Source organism: Caballeronia sp. LZ065, from assembly GCF_031450975.1.
Lineage (GTDB): Bacteria > Pseudomonadota > Gammaproteobacteria > Burkholderiales > Burkholderiaceae > Caballeronia.
Window position 1 is genome coordinate 2,815,801 of the sequence record NZ_JARUXV010000001.1, and the last position, 21,031, is coordinate 2,836,831.

At 64.1% G+C, this 21,031-nt stretch carries 20 protein-coding genes and 1 pseudogene; 13 read left to right on the plus strand and 8 right to left on the minus strand.

Going from position 1 to position 21,031, the window contains the following annotated elements:
* Positions 1-55: 55 nt before the first annotated feature.
* The 10 genes from QCE63_RS13000 (at position 56) to QCE63_RS13045 (ending at position 8,245) form a co-directional block, all read left to right on the plus strand.
* On the plus strand, positions 56-703 hold the full coding sequence (locus QCE63_RS13000) for a UDP-N-acetylmuramate--alanine ligase (protein WP_309833367.1): 648 nt from the start codon (positions 56-58) through the stop codon (positions 701-703).
* Positions 704-720: 17 nt separating this feature from the next.
* Positions 721-1,275 carry a TlpA disulfide reductase family protein gene (locus tag QCE63_RS13005; protein ID WP_309833368.1) on the plus strand — a complete coding sequence of 185 codons (555 nt, stop codon included), beginning with the start codon at positions 721-723 and terminating at the stop codon, positions 1,273-1,275.
* 437 nt (positions 1,276-1,712) lie between these two features.
* Positions 1,713-2,186 (plus strand): acetyl-CoA carboxylase biotin carboxyl carrier protein, encoded by a 474-nt coding sequence (gene accB, locus QCE63_RS13010; protein WP_309833369.1) that lies wholly within the window; start codon positions 1,713-1,715, stop codon positions 2,184-2,186.
* A gap of 16 nt (positions 2,187-2,202) precedes the next feature.
* On the plus strand, positions 2,203-2,406 hold the full coding sequence (locus QCE63_RS13015) for a hypothetical protein (RefSeq protein ID WP_309833370.1): 204 nt from the start codon (positions 2,203-2,205) through the stop codon (positions 2,404-2,406).
* Positions 2,399-3,766, plus strand: coding sequence for an acetyl-CoA carboxylase biotin carboxylase subunit (gene accC, locus QCE63_RS13020; RefSeq protein ID WP_309833371.1), 1,368 nt, complete (start codon positions 2,399-2,401; stop codon positions 3,764-3,766). Before QCE63_RS13015 ends, accC begins: the two co-directional genes overlap by 8 nt.
* A 34-nt stretch (positions 3,767-3,800) precedes the next feature.
* Positions 3,801-4,703: a 50S ribosomal protein L11 methyltransferase gene (prmA, locus tag QCE63_RS13025; RefSeq protein WP_309833372.1), complete on the plus strand. Its 903-nt coding sequence runs from the start codon at positions 3,801-3,803 to the stop codon at positions 4,701-4,703.
* Positions 4,704-4,753: 50 nt separating this feature from the next.
* Positions 4,754-6,067: a DUF3426 domain-containing protein gene (locus QCE63_RS13030; protein ID WP_309833373.1), complete on the plus strand. Its 1,314-nt coding sequence runs from the start codon at positions 4,754-4,756 to the stop codon at positions 6,065-6,067.
* 117 nt (positions 6,068-6,184) lie between these two features.
* Positions 6,185-6,685 carry a thiol peroxidase gene (tpx, locus tag QCE63_RS13035; RefSeq protein ID WP_309833375.1) on the plus strand — a complete coding sequence of 167 codons (501 nt, stop codon included), beginning with the start codon at positions 6,185-6,187 and terminating at the stop codon, positions 6,683-6,685.
* Between the two features lie 123 nt (positions 6,686-6,808).
* On the plus strand, positions 6,809-7,747 hold the full coding sequence (locus QCE63_RS13040; RefSeq protein WP_309833376.1) for a carbohydrate kinase family protein: 939 nt from the start codon (positions 6,809-6,811) through the stop codon (positions 7,745-7,747).
* 18 nt (positions 7,748-7,765) lie between these two features.
* On the plus strand, positions 7,766-8,245 hold the full coding sequence (locus QCE63_RS13045; RefSeq protein WP_309833377.1) for a hypothetical protein: 480 nt from the start codon (positions 7,766-7,768) through the stop codon (positions 8,243-8,245).
* Between the two features lie 276 nt (positions 8,246-8,521).
* On the opposite strand, the gene QCE63_RS13050 is transcribed toward QCE63_RS13045, so the two are convergent.
* The 4 genes and pseudogenes from QCE63_RS13050 to QCE63_RS13065 form a co-directional block, all read right to left on the minus strand.
* The gene (locus QCE63_RS13050; protein WP_309833379.1) at positions 8,522-9,241 is read right to left on the minus strand and encodes a histone H1-like DNA-binding protein; all 720 of its coding nucleotides are present in this window, start codon (positions 9,239-9,241) and stop codon (positions 8,522-8,524) included.
* Positions 9,242-9,271: 30 nt separating this feature from the next.
* Positions 9,272-9,605: pseudogene (locus QCE63_RS13055) on the minus strand (hypothetical protein).
* A 104-nt stretch (positions 9,606-9,709) separates the two neighbouring features.
* Positions 9,710-10,963 (minus strand): ribonucleotide-diphosphate reductase subunit beta, encoded by a 1,254-nt coding sequence (locus QCE63_RS13060; protein WP_309833380.1) that lies wholly within the window; start codon positions 10,961-10,963, stop codon positions 9,710-9,712.
* Between the two features lie 757 nt (positions 10,964-11,720).
* Positions 11,721-11,939: a DUF3820 family protein gene (locus tag QCE63_RS13065; RefSeq protein ID WP_309833381.1), complete on the minus strand. Its 219-nt coding sequence runs from the start codon at positions 11,937-11,939 to the stop codon at positions 11,721-11,723.
* Between the two features lie 122 nt (positions 11,940-12,061).
* Between QCE63_RS13065 and QCE63_RS13070 the strand changes: the two genes are divergently transcribed.
* Together QCE63_RS13070 and QCE63_RS13075 are read left to right on the plus strand one after the other, a co-directional pair.
* Positions 12,062-13,459: an MFS transporter gene (locus tag QCE63_RS13070; RefSeq protein WP_309833382.1), complete on the plus strand. Its 1,398-nt coding sequence runs from the start codon at positions 12,062-12,064 to the stop codon at positions 13,457-13,459.
* A 108-nt stretch (positions 13,460-13,567) separates the two neighbouring features.
* On the plus strand, positions 13,568-13,858 hold the full coding sequence (locus QCE63_RS13075; protein ID WP_309833384.1) for a hypothetical protein: 291 nt from the start codon (positions 13,568-13,570) through the stop codon (positions 13,856-13,858).
* Positions 13,859-13,949: 91 nt separating this feature from the next.
* Here the strand turns inward: QCE63_RS13075 and QCE63_RS13080 are convergent, their stop codons facing one another.
* The 4 genes from QCE63_RS13080 to QCE63_RS13095 form a co-directional block, all read right to left on the minus strand.
* Positions 13,950-16,967 (minus strand): ribonucleoside-diphosphate reductase subunit alpha, encoded by a 3,018-nt coding sequence (locus QCE63_RS13080; protein WP_309833386.1) that lies wholly within the window; start codon positions 16,965-16,967, stop codon positions 13,950-13,952.
* Positions 16,968-17,539: 572 nt separating this feature from the next.
* Positions 17,540-18,142 carry a 1,6-anhydro-N-acetylmuramyl-L-alanine amidase AmpD gene (gene ampD, locus QCE63_RS13085; protein WP_309833387.1) on the minus strand — a complete coding sequence of 201 codons (603 nt, stop codon included), beginning with the start codon at positions 18,140-18,142 and terminating at the stop codon, positions 17,540-17,542.
* Positions 18,139-18,492 (minus strand): PP0621 family protein, encoded by a 354-nt coding sequence (locus QCE63_RS13090; protein WP_309833389.1) that lies wholly within the window; start codon positions 18,490-18,492, stop codon positions 18,139-18,141. The genes ampD and QCE63_RS13090 overlap by 4 nt, the downstream gene beginning before the upstream one ends.
* A gap of 29 nt (positions 18,493-18,521) precedes the next feature.
* A complete protein-coding gene (locus tag QCE63_RS13095) occupies positions 18,522-19,466 on the minus strand; it encodes a cytochrome c biogenesis protein CcsA (protein WP_309833391.1) in 945 nt (314 codons plus the stop codon).
* A 120-nt stretch (positions 19,467-19,586) separates the two neighbouring features.
* Here QCE63_RS13095 and ffh point away from each other — a divergent pair, with 120 nt between their 5' ends.
* Entirely contained in the window at positions 19,587-20,954 is a 1,368-nt protein-coding gene (ffh, locus tag QCE63_RS13100) for a signal recognition particle protein (RefSeq protein ID WP_309833393.1), read from the plus strand.
* Positions 20,955-21,031 lie beyond the last annotated feature (77 nt).

Consider the following 21,031-nt stretch of genomic DNA (forward strand, 5'->3'; position numbering starts at 1 on the left):
CGGAGCCTGAAGCCGGCCAAAATGGCTGCCTGCCGTTATCTAGTATCATTTCGGCATGGTTCGCAAATCACATTTCGATCCGCAGCGGGTGCGCGAGGAAATCGCGATCGCCGCCGCGAGAATGATCGCCGAAGACGGTCTCGACTACGCCACCGCCAAGCGCAAGGCCGCGAAGCAAGTGGTTGGCGAGACGAAGATCGGCGGCGAATTCCTGCCTGATAACGACCAGATCGAAGAGGAAATCCGCGAGTACCAGGCGATTTTCCAGAGCGACAGTCAGCCCGCGCTGCTCCGCCGCATGCGTGAAGCCGCGCTCGACTGGATGGAACGGCTCAAGCCCTTCGATCCCTATCTGACCGGCGCGGTGTTGAACGGCACGGCAGGCGAACATTCAGATGTCCATCTGCAATGCTTCTGCGACAACCCGAAGGAAGTCGCCATCTACCTGCTGAACAACAACGTGCAGTACGACGTCTCGGAGACGCGGCATTTCGCCGGGCGCGGCTATGTCGAGACGCTCAGCTTCCTGCAGCGCACGCCGGGCGAGGAGCCGGTCGGCGTGCATATCGCGCTGTACGGCCCGGACGATCTGCGCGGCGCCGTGCGCGCGGACGGCCGCGGGCGGCTCGCTCGCGCCAATGCCGCAACGGTTCGCTCGCTGCTCGATCAATCCGATGCGCCGCCGCTCGAAATCGGCGGCTGACACTTTTCCGGACGCTCATGAACACCACACGCATTCTCGCGGCCCTCGTGGTCGCGGTCGCCGCAACGGCCGGCGGCCTCTACGCGGGCCACGTCTTCACCGGCAATGACAGCGATGCCGCGACGCAGGCCAATAGCGGCGCACCGGCCGGCAACCCCGTCGACCAACTCTGGAAGACAACGCCGCCGGGCGCGGCGGGCACGTCGCAACCCTTGGCGGCATTCAAGGGCAAGCCGGTGGTCGTCAACTTCTGGGCCTCGTGGTGTGGGCCGTGCGTCAAGGAAATGCCGGAACTGTCCGCGCTGCAGCGCGAGTACCAGAAGAAGGGCATTACCTTCATCGGTCTGGGCGTCGACAGTGAAAAGAACGTCAACGACTTTCTCAAGAAAGTGCCGGTGGCCTATCCCGTCTATGTCACCGGATTTGGCGGTGCGGACCTTGCACGCAGCTTTGGCAACAGTGCCGGCGCCCTGCCTTTTACCGTCGTGATCGATGCAAAAGGCGCCGTTCGGTCGACGAAATTGGGCGAAGTGGACAGCGCGGAACTCAAACGCACCCTCGACAGCTTGTAAAATTTGACTTAACTCTGTCCACAGGTTGCATTAAGTAAGCCGCGAGTTAGGGTACATTACGGCGATCTTGAGCCAAATTCGAGATGCGCAGGCGGCGCGCGTGGTAATTTGTCTCGCGCTCGCCTCCCGGCCCAAACAGTAAAACTAGACAAAATTCTCTAAACGGCGCTAAAGTGCGCCCAATTACGCACAACCCGAAGCGACCATGACTACCCTGCCGGTGCCGCGAGCTTGCCTCGACGTTGGGTCCGCCACCCGTGAAGCGGGTGACGGTCGCCGTGCGGCATCGGCAGCGGTCATACCCGCGCCGTTCGCACAGGCGGCCCGCCGCAGTCGGACGATTGCCGCACCGGCTCGCGGCTGAGCGGTCAGAGCACTCACACATCAAGTCAAGCACCGGACAGCCCGGTCTCCAAGTATTGAAAGGGGATTTTTCGATGGACCTTCGTAAACTCAAAACGCTGATCGACCTCGTCTCGGAATCCGGCATCTCGGAGCTGGAAGTGACGGAAGGCGAAGGCAAGGTTCGCATCGTCAAGAACGCCGCGCCGGTGTACATGCAAGCGCCGCAACAGTACGCGCCGCAAGCGCCGATGCCGTCGGCCCCGCACATGGGCCAGGTGGGCGAAGCCAGCGCCCCGGTCGCCGCCGGCGCTCCGGCCGCAGCCGTGCAGGGACACGTCGTGACCTCGCCGATGGTCGGTTCGTTCTACCGCGCACCGTCGCCGGGCGCGGACCCGTTCGTGCAGGTCGGCGATACGGTGAAGGAAGGCCAGACGCTGTGCATCATCGAAGCCATGAAACTCCTGAACGAAATCGAGTCCGACAAGGCCGGCGTCGTAAAGGAAATCCTCGTCGAGAACGGTCAGGCGGTCGAATACGGCCAGCCGCTCTACGTCATCGGCGACTGACGCGCCGCCGCGCCGGATGCGCCGCTTCTTCGTCGAACGCAGCCTGAACGCGCGCTATTTGCCCATGCCGTCGCCGTTGCTGTCCGGCATGGCGTCCAGCGCGCAGACTCGCTCGCGAACCCGCCTGCAGCCTTCGTTCGCCCGAGCCGCGCGCGCCGCCGATTGGATCCCCGAGGGCCGCTCGTGCGTGCCCGTTGATGAGCCGACCCACCATGTTTGAAAAAATTCTTATTGCGAACCGCGGCGAAATCGCGCTTCGCATCCAGCGCGCGTGCCGCGAGCTGGGCGTCAAAACCGTTGTCGTCTACTCCGAAGCCGACAAGGAAGCCAAGTACGTCAAGCTCGCCGACGAAGCCGTGTGCATCGGACCGGCACCGTCCAACCTCTCCTACCTGAACATGCCCGCGCTCATCAGCGCGGCGGAAGTCACTGACGCCGAAGCGATCCACCCCGGCTATGGCTTTCTGTCGGAGAACGCGGATTTCGCCGAGCGCGTCGAGCAATCGGGTTTCACGTTCATCGGCCCGCGTCCGGAGACGATTCGCCTGATGGGCGACAAGGTCACCGCGAAGCAGACCATGATCAAGACCGGCGTGCCGTGCGTGCCGGGTTCGGAAGGCGCGTTGCCGGACGATCCGCGCGAGATCGTGAAGATTGCCCGCGCAGTCGGCTATCCGGTCATCATCAAGGCGGCGGGCGGCGGCGGCGGACGCGGCATGCGCGTGGTGCATACCGAAGCGGCGCTGGTCAACGCGGTCAACATGACGCGCGAGGAAGCCGGCCGGGCCTTCGGCAACCCGCAGGTCTACATGGAGAAGTTCCTCGAGAATCCGCGCCACATCGAGATCCAGATCCTGTCGGATTCGTTCCGCAACGCGGTCTGGCTGGGCGAGCGCGACTGTTCGATGCAGCGCCGTCACCAGAAGGTGATCGAGGAAGCGCCGGCGCCGGGTATCGCGCGACGTCTGATCGAACGCATCGGCGACCGCTGCGCCGACGCCTGCAAGAAAATGGGCTATCTCGGCGCGGGCACGTTCGAGTTCCTGTACGAGAACAACGAGTTCTACTTCATCGAGATGAACACGCGCGTGCAGGTCGAGCATCCGGTGACGGAGCTCATCACCGGCGTGGATATCGTGCAGGAGCAGATCCGCATCGCGGCCGGCGAGAAGCTCTCGATCCGCCAGAAGGACATCCAGTTCCGTGGTCATGCCATCGAATGCCGGATCAACGCGGAAGATCCCTTCAAGTTCACGCCGTCGCCGGGACGCATCACGTCGTGGCATACGGCGGGCGGCCCCGGCATCCGTGTCGACTCGCACGCCTATGCCAACTACTTCGTGCCGCCGAACTACGATTCGATGATCGGCAAGCTGATCGCTTACGGCGCGACCCGCGAGCAGGCGATCAACCGCATGCGCATCGCGCTGTCGGAGATGGTCGTGGAAGGCATCCAGACCAACATCCCGCTGCATCGCGAGATGATGATCGACGCGAAGTTCGTCGAAGGCGGCACGAGTATCCATTACTTGGAAAACAAGCTCGCCGCGCGTCAGGCGGCCGTGGCCGAAGAGTCCTGAAGCCCGCAAGCAAGCAACCCGCAAGAGAGTCAGCATGAGTTACCGGGAACTGATCGCCGAACTGGACCGCGAGCACGCGGAAGCGCTGTCGGATGCGCTGCTCGACGTGGGCGCGCTGTCGGTTTCCGTCGAGGACGCCGACGCCGACACGCCCGACGAACAGCCGCTCTTCGGCGAGCCCGGCCTCGTGCCGGAAAAGAGCGCATGGAAGCGGTCGCGCGTCGTGGCGCTGCTCGCCGAGGACGCCGAGCCGGCCGTGTTGCTGGCGGCGGCCGCGAATGAAATTGGACTGAGTGCGACGCCTTCGTTCAGCGTCCGCGACGTGGCCGAGCAGGACTGGGTGCGGCTGACGCAGGCGCAGTTCGATCCGATCTCCATCGGCGAGCGCATCTGGGTCGTGCCTTCGTGGCATGACGCACCGGACCCGGACGCACTCGTGCTCGAACTCGATCCGGGTCTCGCGTTCGGCACCGGCAGCCATCCGACCACGCGTCTGTGCATGGAATGGCTCGAGCAATCGGTCCGGCCCGGACAGTCGCTGCTCGACTACGGCTGCGGCTCCGGCATCCTCGCCATTCTTGCGAAGAAATGCGGCGCGGATCCGGTCATCGGTATCGATATCGATCCGCAGGCGGTCGAGTCCGCGCGGCACAACAGCGAGCGTAATCACGCGGCCGTGACCTACGGCCTGCCCGATGAATGTCCGTCCGGCGAGTTCGATATCGTCGTCGCGAACATTCTCTCGAACCCGCTCAAGCTGATGGCGTCAATGCTTTCGTCGAAGGTCAAGCCGGGCGGCCGGATCGCGTTGTCGGGCGTGCTCGCGCGCCAGGCCGACGAGGTCGCGGCGGCCTATGCGAAGTGGATCGACATCGGCGTCTGGCGTGAGCACGAAGGCTGGGTATGTCTGGCCGGAACGCGGCGCGAAAGTCATTAAAATAGCGCCATCGTCCACGAACCGGCCGCAAGGCCCACGGCACTTCTTATATGGCGCTGGCAACCCGCTGCCCCCACTGCGAAACCGTCTTCAAGCTCGACCCTCACCTGCTCGCGCCGCATGACGGTCGCGTGCGCTGCGGCCACTGCCAGGAAATTTTCGACGCCGCGCATCATCGCTTCGAACTGCCCGACGAAACCGCTGCGCCGGCCATGCCGCAGCATGCCGCGATCATCGACGATGAGGCCGCCATCGGCCCTGCTACGCGCACGGCTCCCGCCGATACGCCGCCCGTAGCGGACACGCCGCCGAAGCGTCGGCCGTTTGCGCCGTCGCCCGCTGCACCTGCTGCTCCCCTTTCAACGCCCGAAGACGACGAAGACCGCACGGTCTACGCGCATGGTCCGGCGTCGCCACCGACGTCCGCGCCGGCGCCGCAAGACGACGCCACGCAGACCGCATCGAGCGACGCAGCCAACGAACCGTCCGCCGAACCGCAAGCGCCGCCGCGCGTGAAACAGTTCGTTCGCGCAGGCGCGCCGCAGACGCGGCCCGATGCGCCGTTTGCGTCGCCGGTAGAACCGCCTCCGCCGCCGTTCAGGCCGGCCTCTTCGTCGTTCAGTCCGGTCGACGATCGCGCCGAGCCGTTCATCGGCCCGGTGGGCAAGCCGTCCGAGCCGCCGCCCCCGCGTCCCGCGCCGGAGGCCACCGCCACGCGCGCATGGGCCGACGATCCAGAACCCGGTTTCGGCGAAAGACGCGCCGGCGCCACGCACGCGGCGAGTGCCAATGAAGCCTTTCCCGCGATGCGCGAAACGATGCATGACACTCTGCACGACGCGCCCCGCCCGCCCGCGACCGAGCCGGCGGGCAGCACGCGCAAGGGCAAGGGCGGCCGTATCGCCGGGATCGTGCTGGCTGTGCTGCTGGTGCTGCTGCTCGCCGCGCAGCTCGCCTGGTGGCAGCGCGAGACCGTCATGGTGAGCGTGCCCGGCGCACATGCCCTCTACGCCGATGTCTGCGATCAGCTCGGCTGCAAGGTGTCGCCGCCGCGCGATATCGACGGCCTCCAGATCGAAAGCTCGGGACTGCGCCAGGTGGACGGCCCGCACAAGCTCGAACTGAAGCTCTCGTTGCGCAACCGGATGGATGTCGCGCTCGCCTACCCCGCGCTCGAACTCACGCTGCTCGACGACAAGAACAATGTCGCCATCCGCCGCGTGCTCTGGCCGCAGGATTACGCGCGACCGGGTACGATATTCGCCATCGGCCTTCCGCCGCAGAGCGCGCAGCCGGTCGTCATCCGGCTCGATACCGGCGACGCCGTCGCCGCGAACTACCGGGTTCAGGTCTTTTATCCGTAGTGGCGGGCCGGCGCACGAGCGCCCGGCCCCCTGTTCCACACGACGCGCGTCACGGCCTTCGCGGTTCGCGCACGCGCGGTTTTCCCGTCAGCATCTGACAATTCTCTGGAGCGCAACATGAGTCAAGTTACCCTCGGCGGCAATCCCATCGACGTAGGCGGCACGTTCCCGGGCAAAGGCCAGCAGGCCAGCGAGTTCACGCTGGTCGGCACGGATCTCGGCGACGTCAAGCTCGCCAGCTTCGCCGGCAAGCGCAAAGTGCTGAACATCGTGCCGAGCCTCGACACGCCGACCTGCGCCACCTCCACGCGCAAGTTCAACGAAGCCGCCAGCAAGCTGGACAACACGGTGGTCGTGGTGGTGTCGGGCGACCTGCCCTTCGCCATGAAGCGCTTCTGCACGACCGAAGGGCTCGAGAACGTCGTGTCGGCATCGACGTTCCGCGGCCATGAATTTGCGCAGTCCTACGGCGTCGATATCACGAGCGGCCCGCTGCGCGGCCTGACGGCGCGCGCGGTCGTCGTGCTCGACGAAAACAACGCGGTGCTGCATTCGCAACTCGTCCCTGAAATCAAGGAAGAGCCGAATTACGACGCCGCGCTTGCTGCACTGAAGTAATTCCGAAACGCGGGCCGCACTGCGCGGCCCGCGCGCATGCGAGGCGCGATGCAAAGCGCCGTCGCGCCCCGCATGCGCTTGCGCTTTTCCCTCTTCCGGCTTCCAACAATAAGGACGTTCGCCTTGGCTACGCTCATCTGCGGCTCGCTCGCCTACGACAACATCATGACCTTCCAGGGCCGCTTCGGCGACCACATCCTGCCGGACCAGGTACACATGCTGAACATCAGCTTCCTGGTGCCGACGATGCGCCGCAACTTCGGCGGCTGCGCGGGCAACATCGCCTACGCGTTGAAGCTGCTGGGCGGCGACGCGAAGATCATGGCCACGCTGGGCGAAGCGGATGCGCAGTTGTACATCGATCGGCTCGACGCGCTCGGTTTGTCGAAGGAATACGTGCGCGTGCTGCCCGACCAGCACTCGGCGCAGTGCTTCATCACCACCGACCTCGCGAACAACCAGATCACCGCATTCCATCCGGGCGCGATGATGGAATCACACCTCAACCGCACCGAAGAAGCGCGCGGCGTCTCGCTCGGCATCGTCGCGCCGGACGGGGCACAAGGTATGCGCGAGCACGCCGAAGGTTTCGCCAAAGCGAACGTCCCGTTCGTCTTCGATCCGGGTCAGGGATTGCCTATCCTTGAAGGTGTGGAGCTTTGTCGCATGATTGAACTTGCCACCTACGTGGCGGTCAACGATTACGAAGCCAAGCTGTTGAGTAACAAGACCGGATGGTCGATTGAAGACATCATGAGCCGCGTGAAGGCGCTCGTGATTACGCGGGGCGAACACGGCGCGCAGATCTATCACGCGGACGGCGTGCTTGAAGTACCTGTGGTGCAGGCGCAGCAAGTGGTCGATCCCACCGGTTGCGGTGACGCGTTCCGCGGCGGCCTGCTCTACGGCATTGAGAATGAGCTTGGATGGGAAAAGACCGGGCGTCTCGCGAGCCTGATGGGCGCGCTGAAAATCGAGCATCAGGGGCCGCAGACTTACGCGCCCACGCGCGCCGAGATTGAAGCACGCTACCAGCAGGCATTTGGAAACAGCCTGTTGTAACTGATTTGGAGCAAGGGTATGAAAACGGTAAGTCGTGTCGTGCTGGCGGCGGCGCTCATCGGCTCAGTGGCGATGACCGGCTGCGCCTCTAACAGCAGTTCGCCGGACGTCTACACGTCGTCGCAGGCGCAGCGCGAGGAGACGGTCCGCATGGCCACCGTCGAAAGCGTGCGGGGCGTGAAGATCAGCTCGAACAACGGCCAGCCGAGCGGCCTGGGCGCCATTGGCGGCGGCGCGCTGGGCGGCGTCGCGGCGGCCAGTGCGATCGGCGGCGGCAACGGCTCGATCATCGCGGGCATCATCGGCGGCCTGGCGGGCGCGGTCGCGGGCAACGCGGTGGAGAACAACGTAGCCACCAAGAACGGCCTTGAGATCACCGTGCGTCTCGACAACGGCGACCTCCGCGCCATCACGCAGACCGCCAGCGGCGAAGTCTTCCAGGCAGGCGAGCGGGTGCGTCTGTTGTCGAGCGGCGGCGTGACGCGCGTCACACACTAAGACACTACGACGCTGAGCCGCTGAGGCACATCCCGGCGCGACAGGACTGATTGAGCGCATGCATCGAACGATGCATGCGCTTTTTTCTTTGCCCGCGCGCAGTGAGTTTTTCGATTCGACTGACTTGGCGCAATCATCACTGCGCGTTCCCGCCATACGAATAAAAGAATGAAAAACCCGCCGCCGGGTTGCTCCGGACGGCGGGTTCAGTCCGGGTAGCATTACCCGGACTCAAGGCACATCGCAATGTGCCGGATTGCGGCCTGCTACGCGAACTTACGGACGGCTGCCCGTCGGGAACGGCCATGCTGCTGCCGGGTTCAACGCCGTCTTGACCGCTGCGGCCGGAGCCGGAGCAGGCGCCGAAACGGTCGTTGCCGTCGTGGCAGGAGCGGCAGCCGTGGTCTTCTTCGCAGCAGCGGCTTTCTTGGCCGGAGCTTTTTTCGCGGGGGCCTTTTTCGCAGCGGGCGCAGCAGCAGGCGCAGGGGCTGCGGTCTTCGCAGCAGCCTTTTTCGCGGGAGCCTTTTTCGCAGCGGCCTTCTTCGCTGCGGCCTTCTTCGCAGGCGCCTTCTTCGCGGCAGCCTTCTTCGCGGGCGCCTTCTTGGCCGCTACCTTCTTGGCTGCGACCTTCTTCGCTGCGGCCTTTTTCGCGGGCGCCTTCTTGGCTGCTACTTTCTTGGCTGCAACCTTCTTCGCTGCGGCCTTCTTCGCGGGCGCCTTCTTGGCTGCAACCTTCTTGGCTGCAACCTTCTTCGCTGCAACCTTCTTGGCCGCGACCTTCTTCGTTGCGACCTTCTTCGCCGCTACTTTCTTGGCTGCGACTTTCTTGGTTGCGACTTTCTTGGCCGCGACCTTCTTCACAGCGACCTTCTTCACAGCGACCTTCTTGGCTGCGACCTTCTTAGCTGCGACCTTCTTAGCCGGAGCGGCCTTCTTGGCGGTGACCTTCTTTGCTGCAGCCTTTTTAGCGGCGGGCTTTTTCTTGGCAAGTGCCATGGTTTACTCCTTCAGGTTTTCAGATGAGAGTCAGTTCAAACAACACCCTTCGTCAAAACCCGCTTCCCACGTGTCGCCTTTCTCGACAGCGCACGCTACGAAGCGGATTATTCATCGGCGTACGCTGATCCCACCTGCTTACGCTAATGAATACGGCAAGGCGCGCCGTGCCCCAAGGCACCGCGCGCCAAATTGAGTCGGCACCACGTCTTCGTGGCGCCGGCCATCGCTTGATCGAGCCAGCGGGCCTGCCGCTGGCATATTCCGGGGGGAAGTTTGCCCATCCCTTTGCAGGGAATGCACAACGCCTGTCTTCTGTTCGGGCCGATAATCGGCGCGTTGAATTGCTAGGCGCACATTGCATCAGGCGACCGTTCTCCTAAACCTTGTTGGTCCGGGCGCGCGTGAGCGACACGCTGCTGCCCGGCCATCCCATCGATTTCGTCTGCAACACGTCCTGGATTTTTATTATTCCCAGGTCAGCGCGCCGCCGGTTTGATACTCAATCACGCGTGTCTCGAAGAAGTTGCGTTCCTTCTTCAAGTCGATCATTTCGCTCATCCACGGGAACGGGTTTTCCTCGTTCGGGAAGAGCGGGTCCAGTCCGATCTGCTGGCAACGCCGGTTGCAGATGAACCGCAGGTAGCTCTTGAACATCGCCGCATTCAGGCCGAGCACCCCGCGCGGCATGGTGTCTTCTGCGTAGCGATATTCAAGTTCCACCGCCTGCTTGAAGAGCTCGCGGATCTCGGCCTTGAATTCGGCGGTCCACAGTTGCGGCTCTTCCAGCTTGATCTGGTTGATGAGGTCGATGCCGAAGTTGCAGTGCATCGACTCGTCGCGAAGGATGTACTGATACTGCTCCGCCGCGCCCGTCATCTTGTTCTGGCGACCCAGCGCCAGAATCTGCGTGAAGCCCACATAGAAGAACAGCCCTTCCATGATGCAGGCAAACACGATCAACGACTTCAGCAATTTCTGGTCCGCTTCCAGCGTGCCGGTCGTGAAGGCCGGATCGGTCAGCGTCTGGATGAACGGAATGAGGAACTCGTCCTTGTCGCGGATCGACTTCACTTCGTGATACGCGTTGAAGATCTCGCTCTCGTCGAGGCCCAGCGATTCGACGATGTACTGGTATGCGTGCGTGTGGATCGCCTCTTCGAATGCCTGGCGCAGCAGGAACTGGCGGCACTCCGGAGCGGTGATGTGACGGTACGTGCCCAGCACGATGTTGTTCGCTGCCAGCGAATCCGCGGTTACGAAGAATCCGAGATTGCGCTTGACGACGCGGCGCTCGTCGTCTGACAGACCGTTCGGGTCTTTCCACAGGGCGATGTCGCGCGACATGTTCACTTCCTGCGGCATCCAGTGGTTCGCGCAGCCAGCGAGATACTTTTCCCAGGCCCACTTGTACTTGAACGGCACGAGCTGATTGACGTCGGTCTGGCCGTTGATGATGCGCTTGTCGGCGACGTTGACGCGGGCCTCGCTCTGCGCGGCGATGGCGCCGGCCGAAGGCGTGGCGGCTGCGGGCGGAACGAAGCCGTCGGAGAAGATGTTGGTCGTGCTCGCTTGCGCAGCTTGATGAGTGGCTTGATGAGCATGCGCAACATGCGTTGCAGCTTGCGTACCGAAAGTCGTGCCTTGAGCGTTACGCAACGCGTTCGGTTGCGGAGCGCTCGAGGGAGCTACGGCAGTGGTCTCGTCATCCCAGTTGAGCATAAATTCTCACCATCAATTTAGATCGGTTTGTACCATCTTTTTCTGAGCGTTAAAAGAGTTTGCTCATGAAAAATCTCGTTTTCTTGCGATTTGGATTCCACGTTGCTACTTGCAAACAACACTCGACAGAGCGTGATGTGTTTGAAGCCCGATGCGATATCCGTTCAAACGTGTGTGAAGCGATCCTGATCGAGTGACGTCGAAGACCTCGCGAGGTTACTGCAGCGTGCTTCATGCAGCTTGTCTCGCTGCCTTGAGAACCTTGATGTATAAGGCTTTGCGGCTTGGGTACCCAACGCAGCCGAGTCATGCTGGCTGCTGTGTCACTCGCTGTGACGCGAGCATCGCGACATGCAGCGCGTCCGATGATCGATGCAGCGAAGCGTCGCTCGCTTCATGCATCGACGATGTCTCTCGACGACACTCGATGCGAAGCGAAAGATGCGTGAAGAGCGACTGCTTCGCGATGTGCTCGAACGATGACTCGCACCACGTGTTCTTGCCTCTCACTCGCGCGCTTCGATGACCTCCGTTGCGTGTCATCGCACACCCTTCGCGCCACGCCTTCGCTTCGCTCGAACCATGCTCGTGGCAGCCTGCTGATGTGTGCTGCACGACCGCTTGCGCGCTTCGAATTCGTTGCCAAAGTCTAGCATCCGACGCCCCGCATTTCCACCATATATTGTGGCTGTAAAATAGACCGACACAACCTATAGCGCGTTAACACAGCGACCCGAAACACGTCGATTCCCCGCTCTCAGCCCTTCCCGCCACGCAAGGGATCGAGCAGCGAACGCAGGTTGTTATGGTCGATCTCATGCATCAACGCGAGCAGCCTGCCGAGCTTGCCCTCTGGAAAACCCTCACGCGCGAACCATGCGAGATAGTGCGCGGGCAGGTCGGCGATGACGCGATCCTTGTACTTGCCATAGGGCATCTTCATTGACACGAGTCGTTGCAGATCTTCCGGTTCCATCTCGTCCTCACGTCCTGAGCAATGTTCTTCGCGCCACGTTGCGCACCGCAATCCTTCAGCGACTGCTCCATATCGGTGCCATAATCGCCGCTCTTGCCGCCAAGAGTTGATCGCGATTCGCCATGCCGCTTGCCGTCAAAGCTTTCGTTGCCCCTCTCATCGTCGCGTGTGCGATGTTCATGGAAAGCGTCGACGCCAATGTCATCGTCACCGCGATCCCCGAGATGGCCCGCGCCTTCGGCCGCGATCCCGTCACGCTCAAAGTTGCCGTCACGAGCTACGTGCTCGGTCTCGGTGTCTTCATCCCGATCTGCGGCTGGGTTGCTGACCGCTTCGGCGCGCGGGTCGTGTTCCGCACCGCCATCGGCATCTTCGTCGTGGGCTCGCTGCTGTGCGCGGCGTCCACGTCGCTCGGACCGTTCACGGTGGCGCGCTTCATCCAGGGCGTCGGCGGCGCGATGATGGTCCCGGTCGGCCGCATCATCATCTTCCGTTCGGTGCGCCGCTCCGAGTTCATCCGCGCGATGAACTACCTCTCGCTGCCCGCCATGCTCGGGCCTGCCATCGGACCGCTGCTCGGCGGCTTCATCACGACCTACCTGCACTGGCGTCTCATCTTCTTCATCAACATCCCGATCGGCATCCTCGGCATCTGGCTCACGAATCGTCATATCGCCAACTCACGCGAGGAACATCCAGGCCGGCTCGACTGGTTCGGCTTCTTCCTTTCGGGAAGCGCCGGCGTGCTGCTGCTGCTCGGACTCTCGCTCCTCGGCGGCGAACTGATTCCGCAAGGCACCGCCTGGGCGATGTGCGCCGCCGGCGCGCTGCTGGTGGTGCTGTACTGCATCCACGCGCGCCGCGCCGACAAACCGCTGCTCGACCTGCGCTTCTTCCGCGTGCCGACCTTCCAGGCCAGCGTGCTCGGCGGCTCGATGTTCCGCATCGGCCTGGGCGCCGTGCCGTTCCTGCTGCCGCTTGCGTTGCAGGAAGGCCTCGGCATGACCGCCTTCAAGTCCGGCGCGATCACCTGTGCATCGGCGTTCGGCGGCATGTTCATGCGCTCGCTCGCCTCGCGCGTGCTGCATCGCTTCGGCTTCCGGCAGACGCTGTTCTATAACGCGGCGCTGTCGGGCATCGCGATCGCGGCATGCGGTGCGTTCTTCCCCGGCACGCCTGCCTGGGTGATCTGGGCGGTCGTGCTGCTCGGCGGCTTCTTCCCCGCGTTGCAGTTCACGAGCCTCAACTCGCTCGCCTACGCGGAGATCGAGACGCGCGACGTCGGCCGTGCGACCAGCCTCGCGAGCTTTGTGCAGCAGGTGTCGCTGGGGCTCGGCGTGACGGTCGCGGGCATCACGCTGGAGTTGTCGCAATACCTGAACGGCCATGCCACCGTGCAATGGTCGGATTTCTGGCCGGCGTTTCTCGTCGTCGGCCTGTTCTCTTTCTTCTCGATGCCGATCACCGCGCGCCTCGCGCACGACGCGGGTACTGAGATTTCGCGGGGTACGCGCGGCTGAGCGTTGGGATCACCGCTGAGCGCGGGTGGGCTGCGGAGGGCGGGGTCCTGCGTCGTCAGTCAGCGTGGCGCTGATGTTTGTACCTTCGCTCTCGTGTCGTTCGCTCTCGTGGCAGTCGGCGTCGTGGGCTTCGCGTTCTTCGCCGCCGTGGTCCTCGCCTTCGTGCCCTTCGCCTTCGTGCCCGCCGCCGCCATAGCCTTCGCCTTCGCCTTCGCCTTCGCCTTCGCCTTCGCCTTCGCGTCTTTCGTCGTCGTTTCCTTCGCCTTCGCGCCCTCCGCCTTCGCGCCCTTCGCCTTCGCGCCCTTCACCTGCTCGACCTTGGCCGCAGCGCCCTCTGCCGTCGCGCCCCACGCCCTCGCACGCTTCCCCGCCGTCTCACCGCGCCCGCAATCACCCTGACCCGCGCCGTACAGCGCCGCAAAACAAACGGGCCGGCACCGGAGCGAAACGCTGCTCCGATGCCGGCCCGCCCGACCGGCTCAACCTGCGCTTACTGGCAGGCTTCGCACTCGTCGAAGCCCGGGTCGCCCGGACGCATCATGCACACGGGACCGTCCGCTTCCGGGGCCGTCTCGACGGCCTGCGCGCTCGCTGCCGCCGCGTTGAAGCCGCCGTTGCCCGCCGCCGATGCACCGCCCTTCACGCCGCCGCCGAAGCCGCCATTCGCACCCGAGGGGCCGTTACCGCCGTCGCCCGACGGCACCGCGTTCAGCGCGCCGTGCGCGACCGTCGACTTCTCGACGTGCGTGGCCGCCATCGTGCGGAGGTAGTACGTGGTCTTGAGGCCGCGAACCCAAGCGAGCTTGTAGACCTCGTCGAGCTTCTTGCCTGACGCGCCTGCCATGTAGATGTTGAGCGACTGCGCCTGGTCGATCCACTTCTGACGACGCGACGCCGCCTCGACCAGCCACTTCGGATCGACTTCGAAGGCCGTTGCGTAGATCGCGCGCAGGTCCGCCGGAACGCGGTCGATGCGTGACAGCTTGCCGTCGAAGTACTTCAGATCCGACACCATCACTTCGTCCCACAGGCCGCGCGTCTTCAGGTCGCGGACGAGGTAGTCGTTCACCACCGTGAATTCGCCCGACAGGTTCGACTTCACGTACAGGTTCTGGAAGGTCGGCTCGATGCACGCCGACACGCCGATGATGTTCGAGATGGTCGCCGTCGGCGCAATCGCCACGCAGTTCGAGTTGCGCATGCCGTGGGTCGAGATGCGCGAACGCAGTTCCACCCAGTCCATCGATTCCGACGCATCCACTTCCACGTAGCCGCCACGCGCGTCGGCCAGAAGCTTCAGCGAGTCCTGCGGGAGAATGCCGCGATCCCACAGCGAGCCGCGATAGGTCGCGTAACGGCCGCGCTCTTCCGCCAGTTCCGTCGACGCGTAGTAGGCGTAGTAGCAGACGGCTTCCATCGAGCGATCCGCGAACTGCACGGCTTCAGCCGACGCGTACGGCGTGCGCAGCAGGTGCAGGCAGTCCTGGAAGCCCATGATGCCCATGCCGACCGGACGATGCTTCAGGTTCGAGTTACGCGCCTTCGGCACCGCGTAATAGTTGATGTCGATCACGTTGTCGAGCATGCGCATCGCGACGCTGATGGTGCGCTTGAGCTTCGCCTGGTCGAGCGCGTAGCTGCCGTCGGCCTGCTTGACCATGTGCGCGACGAGGTTCACCGAGCCCAGGTTGCAGACGGCGATTTCCGTGTCGCTCGTGTTCAGCGTGATTTCCGTGCACAGGTTCGACGAATGCACGACGCCGACGTGCTGTTGCGGCGAGCGCACATTGCACGGATCCTTGAACGTGATCCACGGATGGCCGGTCTCGAACAGCATGCCCAGCATCTTGCGCCAGAGCTGCGCCGCCGGAAGCTTCTTGAACAGCTTGATCTCGCCGCGCGCGGCTTTCTCTTCGTAAGCCGTGTACGCCTTTTCAAAGTCCGCGCCGAACAGGTCGTGCAGGTCCGGGCAGGTGGACGGCGAGAACAGCGTCCAGTCGCCGCCTTCCATCACGCGCTTCATGAACAGGTCGGGAATCCAGTTCGCCGTGTTCATGTCGTGGGTGCGGCGGCGGTCGTCGCCAGTGTTCTTGCGCAGTTCGAGGAATTCCTCGATGTCGAGGTGCCACGTCTCCAGGTACGCGCACACCGCGCCCTTGCGCTTGCCGCCCTGGTTCACGGCCACGGCCGTGTCGTTCACCACCTTCAGGAACGGCACCACGCCCTGCGACTTGCCGTTCGTGCCCTTGATGTGCGAACCGAGCGCGCGCACGCGCGTCCAGTCGTTGCCCAAGCCGCCCGCGAACTTCGAGAGCAGCGCGTTTTCCTTGAGCGCCTCGTAGATGCCGTCGAGGTCGTCGGCGACGGTCGTCAGGTAGCAGGACGACAGCTGCGAGCGGTGCGTACCCGAGTTGAACAGCGTCGGCGTGGACGACATGAAGTCGAACGACGAGAGCACGTTGTAGAACTCGATGGCGCGCGCTTCGCGGTCGATTTCGTTGAGCGACAGGCCCATCGCGACGCGCATGAAGAATGCCTGCGGCAGTTCGATACGCGTGCCTTCGACGTGCAGGAAGTAGCGGTCGTACAGCGTCTGCAGGCCGAGGTAGCCGAATTGCAGGTCGCGGTTCTGGTCGAGCGCGGCGCCGAGGCGCTTCAGGTCGAACTGTTGCAGCTTGTCGTCCAGCAGGCCGGCTTCGATGCCGCGCTTGATGAACAGCGGGAAGTATTCGGCGTAACGCTCGCCCATGTCGGCTTGCGTCACTTCCTCTTCGAGGATTTCGCGGCGGATCGTGTGCAGCAGGATGCGGGCGGTGACCTGGCTGTAGGCCGGGTCCTTTTCGATCATCGTGCGCGCGGCGAGGATCGCCGAGTCGTAGACCTGCGCCATCGGCACGCCGTCGTACAGGTTCTTCACCGTTTCCGCGAGGATCGGGTCGGCCGACACGGCGTCGCCCAGATTCGCGCAGGCGGAGGCGATCAGCGCCTTCAGCGCGTCGAGATCCAGCGGATGCGACACGCCGTTGTCGGTCACGTTGATGACGCCGCCCTCATGCGCCTGCGCGTCCGGGTTCGCCGAGCGTTCCTGCGAACGCTGCTGCGTGCGCTTCTCGCGATACAGCACGTAAGCACGCGCAACGTTGTGCTCGCCGCCGCGCATCAGCGCGAGTTCGACCTGATCCTGAATGTCTTCGATATGGAACGTGCCGCCATGCGGACGGCTGCGCACGAGCGCGCGCACGACCGCCTGGGTCAGTTGCTCGACGAGCTCGCGCACGCGCGCGGAGGCGGCGCCCTGGCCGCCGTTCACGGCGATGAACGCCTTCGTCACCGCGATCGCGATCTTCGACGGCTCGAACGACACCACGCTTCCGTTGCGACGGATGACCTTGTAGTCGGCGAACGTCGTGTTCGGCGCGAGCGCCTGGGCGCTCACGGGCTGCGCGCCGCCCATCGGCTGGGTGGAGGCGCCTTCGAAGGAAGTCGTGGCGGTGTCGGTGGTTTGCATGTGCAAAACTCCTGGTGTTCGAATGGTGCGGATGGTCCGCGGATTTATCACTTATGCCGCGCGTGCGTCATGGGTGGTCATGCGGCGCGCGGTGTTTTGTCGGTCAAGCCGGGCTGTGAATGCAGCAGGCTCTGGAACGCGATTCGCGGCGATGCCGGCCCGCATTGTTCTTGGCGTCCATGCGGTGCCCGCGTTGGCGCGCGGTGTTGGTCGACGCAACCCGCCCTCCCTTGCATGCTTCTTCACGGTGCTGCTTGCTGGCGCTCGATGCTCGCGCAGCCTCTTCCTGCCTGCAAAGAAACCGCCTCGCGCACCGCCCCGGGCCAGCCAAACTTCTTCTACGCCGGAAAGCCAACGGCGCCGGCTCAAGGAGCGGGCGCCGCTTCAACAACACAAGATCTAGTGCAAATTACGTCTGTCGGCACCAAGTATAGTGGGCATCCGCGCAGTCTCAAAAACTTTTTTCTGCTTGTTTGGGATTGACTTTTTCCGCCTCAAGCGCGGCAAAGGTATCGCGCGCCTCCTTGCTGCGTCGCAACGAGAAAAATCTTGCTCGATGTCAGCAACCCGGCTCAGTCGCGCGGCAGGAACGGGAAGAAGGACGCCGGCAACGCGCTGTCGTGACGCAGGCGCGGCCAGTCGAAGTGCGGGCCGGGATCGGTCTTGCGTCCCGGCGCGATGTCGGAGTGCCCGGCGAGCGCGTCGATCGGATAGCGCTTCACGAGCAGGCGCACGAGCGGGCCGAGCGCGTCGTACTGCGGGCTCTCGAAGGGCAGTCGGTCGCTGCCCTCCAGCTCGATGCCGATGGAAAAATCATTGCAGCGCTCGCGTCCGCGAAACGATGAAACGCCCGCATGCCACGCGCGTTCGTCGCAGGAAACGAACTGTTCGATGTCACCGTTGCGGCGAATGACGAAGTGCGCCGACACGCGCATGCCGCGCAGCTGATCGAAGTACGGATGCGCGTCGTGATCGAGCTGGTTGAGGAAGAAGTCGGCGATGGCGTTCGTCGTGAAATCATCGGGCGGCAGGCTGATGTTGTGCACGACGATGAGCGTCGGCGCCGCGTTGCCCGGACGCGCCTCGAAGTTGGGCGACGGCAGGCGTCGCGCGCGCGTGAGCCAGCCCTGCCCGTCGATGTGCGCCGGGTCCGTGCTGCTGCTGCCTGTGCTCATCGGGCGTCGCGGCCGGTCGGACGGTTGGCGTGGGCGCGCGCGTGATCCGGGCAACAGAAGCGCTCGCCCGCGACGACAATCGCTTCGCTGCGCGGCGTGTGGACGCCGCATTGCGCGCAGCGAATCAAGGGATCGGCGAGTTGCGGCGGCTGGCTGGTCGCGCCGGCCGTCCCATTGCCGTTGCCGTTGCCGTTGCCATGACGTGCGCGGCCCGCGCCGTTGAACCCGCCTGCGGTAGCGCCGCCGGCTTGGGACTCGCCCTGCTGCGCGCGCTCGTTCGCGCGGCGCAGCTTCTTCAGGAGCCACTGGCTCGCGAAGAAGAGGACGATGAGAAGCAGGAAATTTCGCATGAGTACGATCAGGAAGAAGAGCGCGCCGCTCAGACCACTGCGCGATGCAGCAGCACTTCGAACACGAAGCGGCTGCCGACATAAGCGAGCAGCAGCGCGGCGAACGACGCCAGCACCCAGCGCAACGCGGCGCGTCCGCGCCAGCCGGAGATGCGGCGCGCGGTCAGCAGCGCGCCGAACATCAGCCACGAGAGAAACGCGAACACGGTCTTGTGATCGAGGCGCAGCGCGCGATCGACCAGTTGTTCATTGAACGCGATGCCCGACACGAGGGTGAGCGTGAGCAGCACGAAGCCTGCCGCGATCAGCCGGAACAACAGCTTCTCGAGCGTCAGGAGCGGTGGCAGCGTATCGAGCCAGCTCGCGAGCCAGCCGTTGCCGGTGTGACGCGAGGCCATCCCGCGCATGCGCTGCAGGCGGCGTTCGAGCATCAGCATCAACACAGCGTGCAGCGCGGCGATGGCGAACAGCCCGTAGGCAATGTTGGCGATCAGGAAATGCACCTTGAACATCGGCGCGGCGGAATACGACAGCACGCGCACGCCGCCGAACAGCAGCGGCATCAGCGACGCGACACACGCGAGCGGCAGCACGAGCAGGCGCAGGCCGTCGAGCGGGAAGAAGAAGCTTTCGATCCAGTAAATGCCCGCGCCGAGCCAGAACATCGCGGAGAGCGCGAACGCGAAGCCGAAGATCATCGCGTTCTGGGGAAAGATGGTGGTATGCAGCAGCACGCCATGCACCAGCAACGCCACTAATAATAGTGAGCGTCCGACGCCGCTCATACCGGACGCTTTCGACTGTGTCGCAGCCGGGACAGAAGACGGCAACGGGGACCGCACCGCCGCCCCGAATCCCGCCGGCGGCATGCCTGCCAGCGCCGGCTCCACGGCCGGGTGGCGATGCGCGCGCCAGCCCGCCACGGCAAGGCCGCCGTAGAGAAGCGCAGTGAGGGCATACAGTACAATATCCATGTTCGAAGTTTACACTAGGGCCCCGAGTCACGACGTTTTGCCCCTTGCGCCAGCGCGGGGCGGAACCTGAACCGGCGTACGACACCGCGCCGAAAAAGGCCCCTTTCCTACCGTTCCCCCATGCTCGATAACCTCACTCAACGGATGGCGCGCGTCGTCAAGACGCTGCGCGGCGAGGCCCGCCTCACCGAAGCCAACACCCAGGAGATGCTGCGCGAGGTGCGCCTCGCCCTGCTCGAAGCGGACGTGGCGTTGCCGGTGGTGCGCGAATTCATCGCGAAGGTGAAGGAGAAGGCGCTCGGCGAGGAAGTGCTGTCGAGCCTGTCGCCGGGACAGGCGCTCGTCGGCGTCGTCCAGAAGGAACTGACGGCCGTGATCGGCGGCGATTATGAAGGCAAGGCCGCCGAACTGAATCTCGCTGTCACGCCGCCCGCCGTCATCCTGATGGCCGGTCTCCAGGGCGCCGGCAAGACCACCACCACCGGCAAGCTCGCCAAGCTGCTGCGCGAGAAGCAGAAGAAGAAAGTCCTCACCGTTTCCGTCGACGTCTATCGTCCCGCCGCCATCCGTCAGTTGCAGACGGTGACCGAGCAGGTCGGCGCGGATTTCTTCCCGTCCGAACCCGACCAGAAGCCCGCGGATATCGCGCGCGCGGCCATCGATTGGGCGAAGCGTCACTTTCATGATGTCGTGATCGTCGATACGGCCGGCCGCCTCGGCATCGACGAAGCCATGATGAAGGAGATCAGCGAACTACACGAGCTGCTCAAGCCCGCCGAGACGCTGTTCGTCGTCGACGCCATGCTGGGTCAGGATGCCGTCAACACCGCGAAGGCCTTCAATGACGCGCTGCCGCTCACCGGCGTCGTGCTCACCAAGCTCGACGGCGATTCGCGCGGCGGCGCGGCGCTCTCCGTGCGCAACGTCACCGGCAAGCCGATCAAGTTCGTCGGCGTCGCTGAAAAGCTCGACGGCCTCGAAGTCTTCCATCCGGACCGCATGGCGAACCGGATCCTCGGCATGGGCGACATTCTCGCGCTGGTCGAGGAGGCGCAGCGCGGCGTGGATACCGCCGCCGCGCAGAAGCTCGCCGACAAGGTCAAGAAAGGCGGCGACTTCGACCTGAACGACTTCAAGGCCCAGCTCTCGCAGATGAAAAAGATGGGCGGACTGTCGTCGCTGATGGACAAGCTGCCCGCGCAGTTCCAGCAGGCCGCCCAAGGCGCGGACATGAACAACGCCGAGAAGCAGATGCGCCGCATGGAAGGCATCATCAATTCGATGACGCGCCAGGAACGCGCCAAGCCCGAACTCATCAAGGCCGCGCGCAAGCGCCGGATCGCGGCGGGCGCGGGTGTGCACGTGCAGGAAGTCAACCGCATGCTCAATCAGTATGAGCAGATGCGCGGGATGATGAAGAAGCTGAAGGGCGGCAACCTGCAGAAGATGATGCGCGGCATGAAGGGCATGATGCCGGGCATGCGCTGATCTTCGCTTCCTTGAACCCGCGCTGCGCTCGTCCGACGCGGCACAAGGCGCGGGTTTATCATGTGGCGAACGCCGCC

What these genes read in the sequence shown, in the direction of transcription:
- QCE63_RS13000 (WP_309833367.1), top strand. Translation starts at nt 56, where the DNA reads ATGGTTCGCAAATCACATTTCGATCCGCAGCGGGTGCGCGAGGAAATC.
- QCE63_RS13005 (WP_309833368.1), top strand. Translation starts at nt 721, where the DNA reads ATGAACACCACACGCATTCTCGCGGCCCTCGTGGTCGCGGTCGCCGCA.
- accB (WP_309833369.1), top strand. Translation starts at nt 1,713, where the DNA reads ATGGACCTTCGTAAACTCAAAACGCTGATCGACCTCGTCTCGGAATCC.
- QCE63_RS13015 (WP_309833370.1), top strand. Translation starts at nt 2,203, where the DNA reads ATGCGCCGCTTCTTCGTCGAACGCAGCCTGAACGCGCGCTATTTGCCC.
- accC (WP_309833371.1), top strand. Translation starts at nt 2,399, where the DNA reads ATGTTTGAAAAAATTCTTATTGCGAACCGCGGCGAAATCGCGCTTCGC.
- prmA (WP_309833372.1), top strand. Translation starts at nt 3,801, where the DNA reads ATGAGTTACCGGGAACTGATCGCCGAACTGGACCGCGAGCACGCGGAA.
- QCE63_RS13030 (WP_309833373.1), top strand. Translation starts at nt 4,754, where the DNA reads ATGGCGCTGGCAACCCGCTGCCCCCACTGCGAAACCGTCTTCAAGCTC.
- tpx (WP_309833375.1), top strand. Translation starts at nt 6,185, where the DNA reads ATGAGTCAAGTTACCCTCGGCGGCAATCCCATCGACGTAGGCGGCACG.
- QCE63_RS13045 (WP_309833377.1), top strand. Translation starts at nt 7,766, where the DNA reads ATGAAAACGGTAAGTCGTGTCGTGCTGGCGGCGGCGCTCATCGGCTCA.
- QCE63_RS13050 (WP_309833379.1), bottom strand. Translation starts at nt 9,241, where the DNA reads ATGGCACTTGCCAAGAAAAAGCCCGCCGCTAAAAAGGCTGCAGCAAAG.
- QCE63_RS13060 (WP_309833380.1), bottom strand. Translation starts at nt 10,963, where the DNA reads ATGCTCAACTGGGATGACGAGACCACTGCCGTAGCTCCCTCGAGCGCT.
- QCE63_RS13065 (WP_309833381.1), bottom strand. Translation starts at nt 11,939, where the DNA reads ATGGAACCGGAAGATCTGCAACGACTCGTGTCAATGAAGATGCCCTAT.
- QCE63_RS13070 (WP_309833382.1), top strand. Translation starts at nt 12,062, where the DNA reads ATGCCGCTTGCCGTCAAAGCTTTCGTTGCCCCTCTCATCGTCGCGTGT.
- QCE63_RS13080 (WP_309833386.1), bottom strand. Translation starts at nt 16,967, where the DNA reads ATGCAAACCACCGACACCGCCACGACTTCCTTCGAAGGCGCCTCCACC.
- ampD (WP_309833387.1), bottom strand. Translation starts at nt 18,142, where the DNA reads ATGAGCACAGGCAGCAGCAGCACGGACCCGGCGCACATCGACGGGCAG.
- QCE63_RS13090 (WP_309833389.1), bottom strand. Translation starts at nt 18,492, where the DNA reads ATGCGAAATTTCCTGCTTCTCATCGTCCTCTTCTTCGCGAGCCAGTGG.
- QCE63_RS13095 (WP_309833391.1), bottom strand. Translation starts at nt 19,466, where the DNA reads ATGGATATTGTACTGTATGCCCTCACTGCGCTTCTCTACGGCGGCCTT.
- ffh (WP_309833393.1), top strand. Translation starts at nt 19,587, where the DNA reads ATGCTCGATAACCTCACTCAACGGATGGCGCGCGTCGTCAAGACGCTG.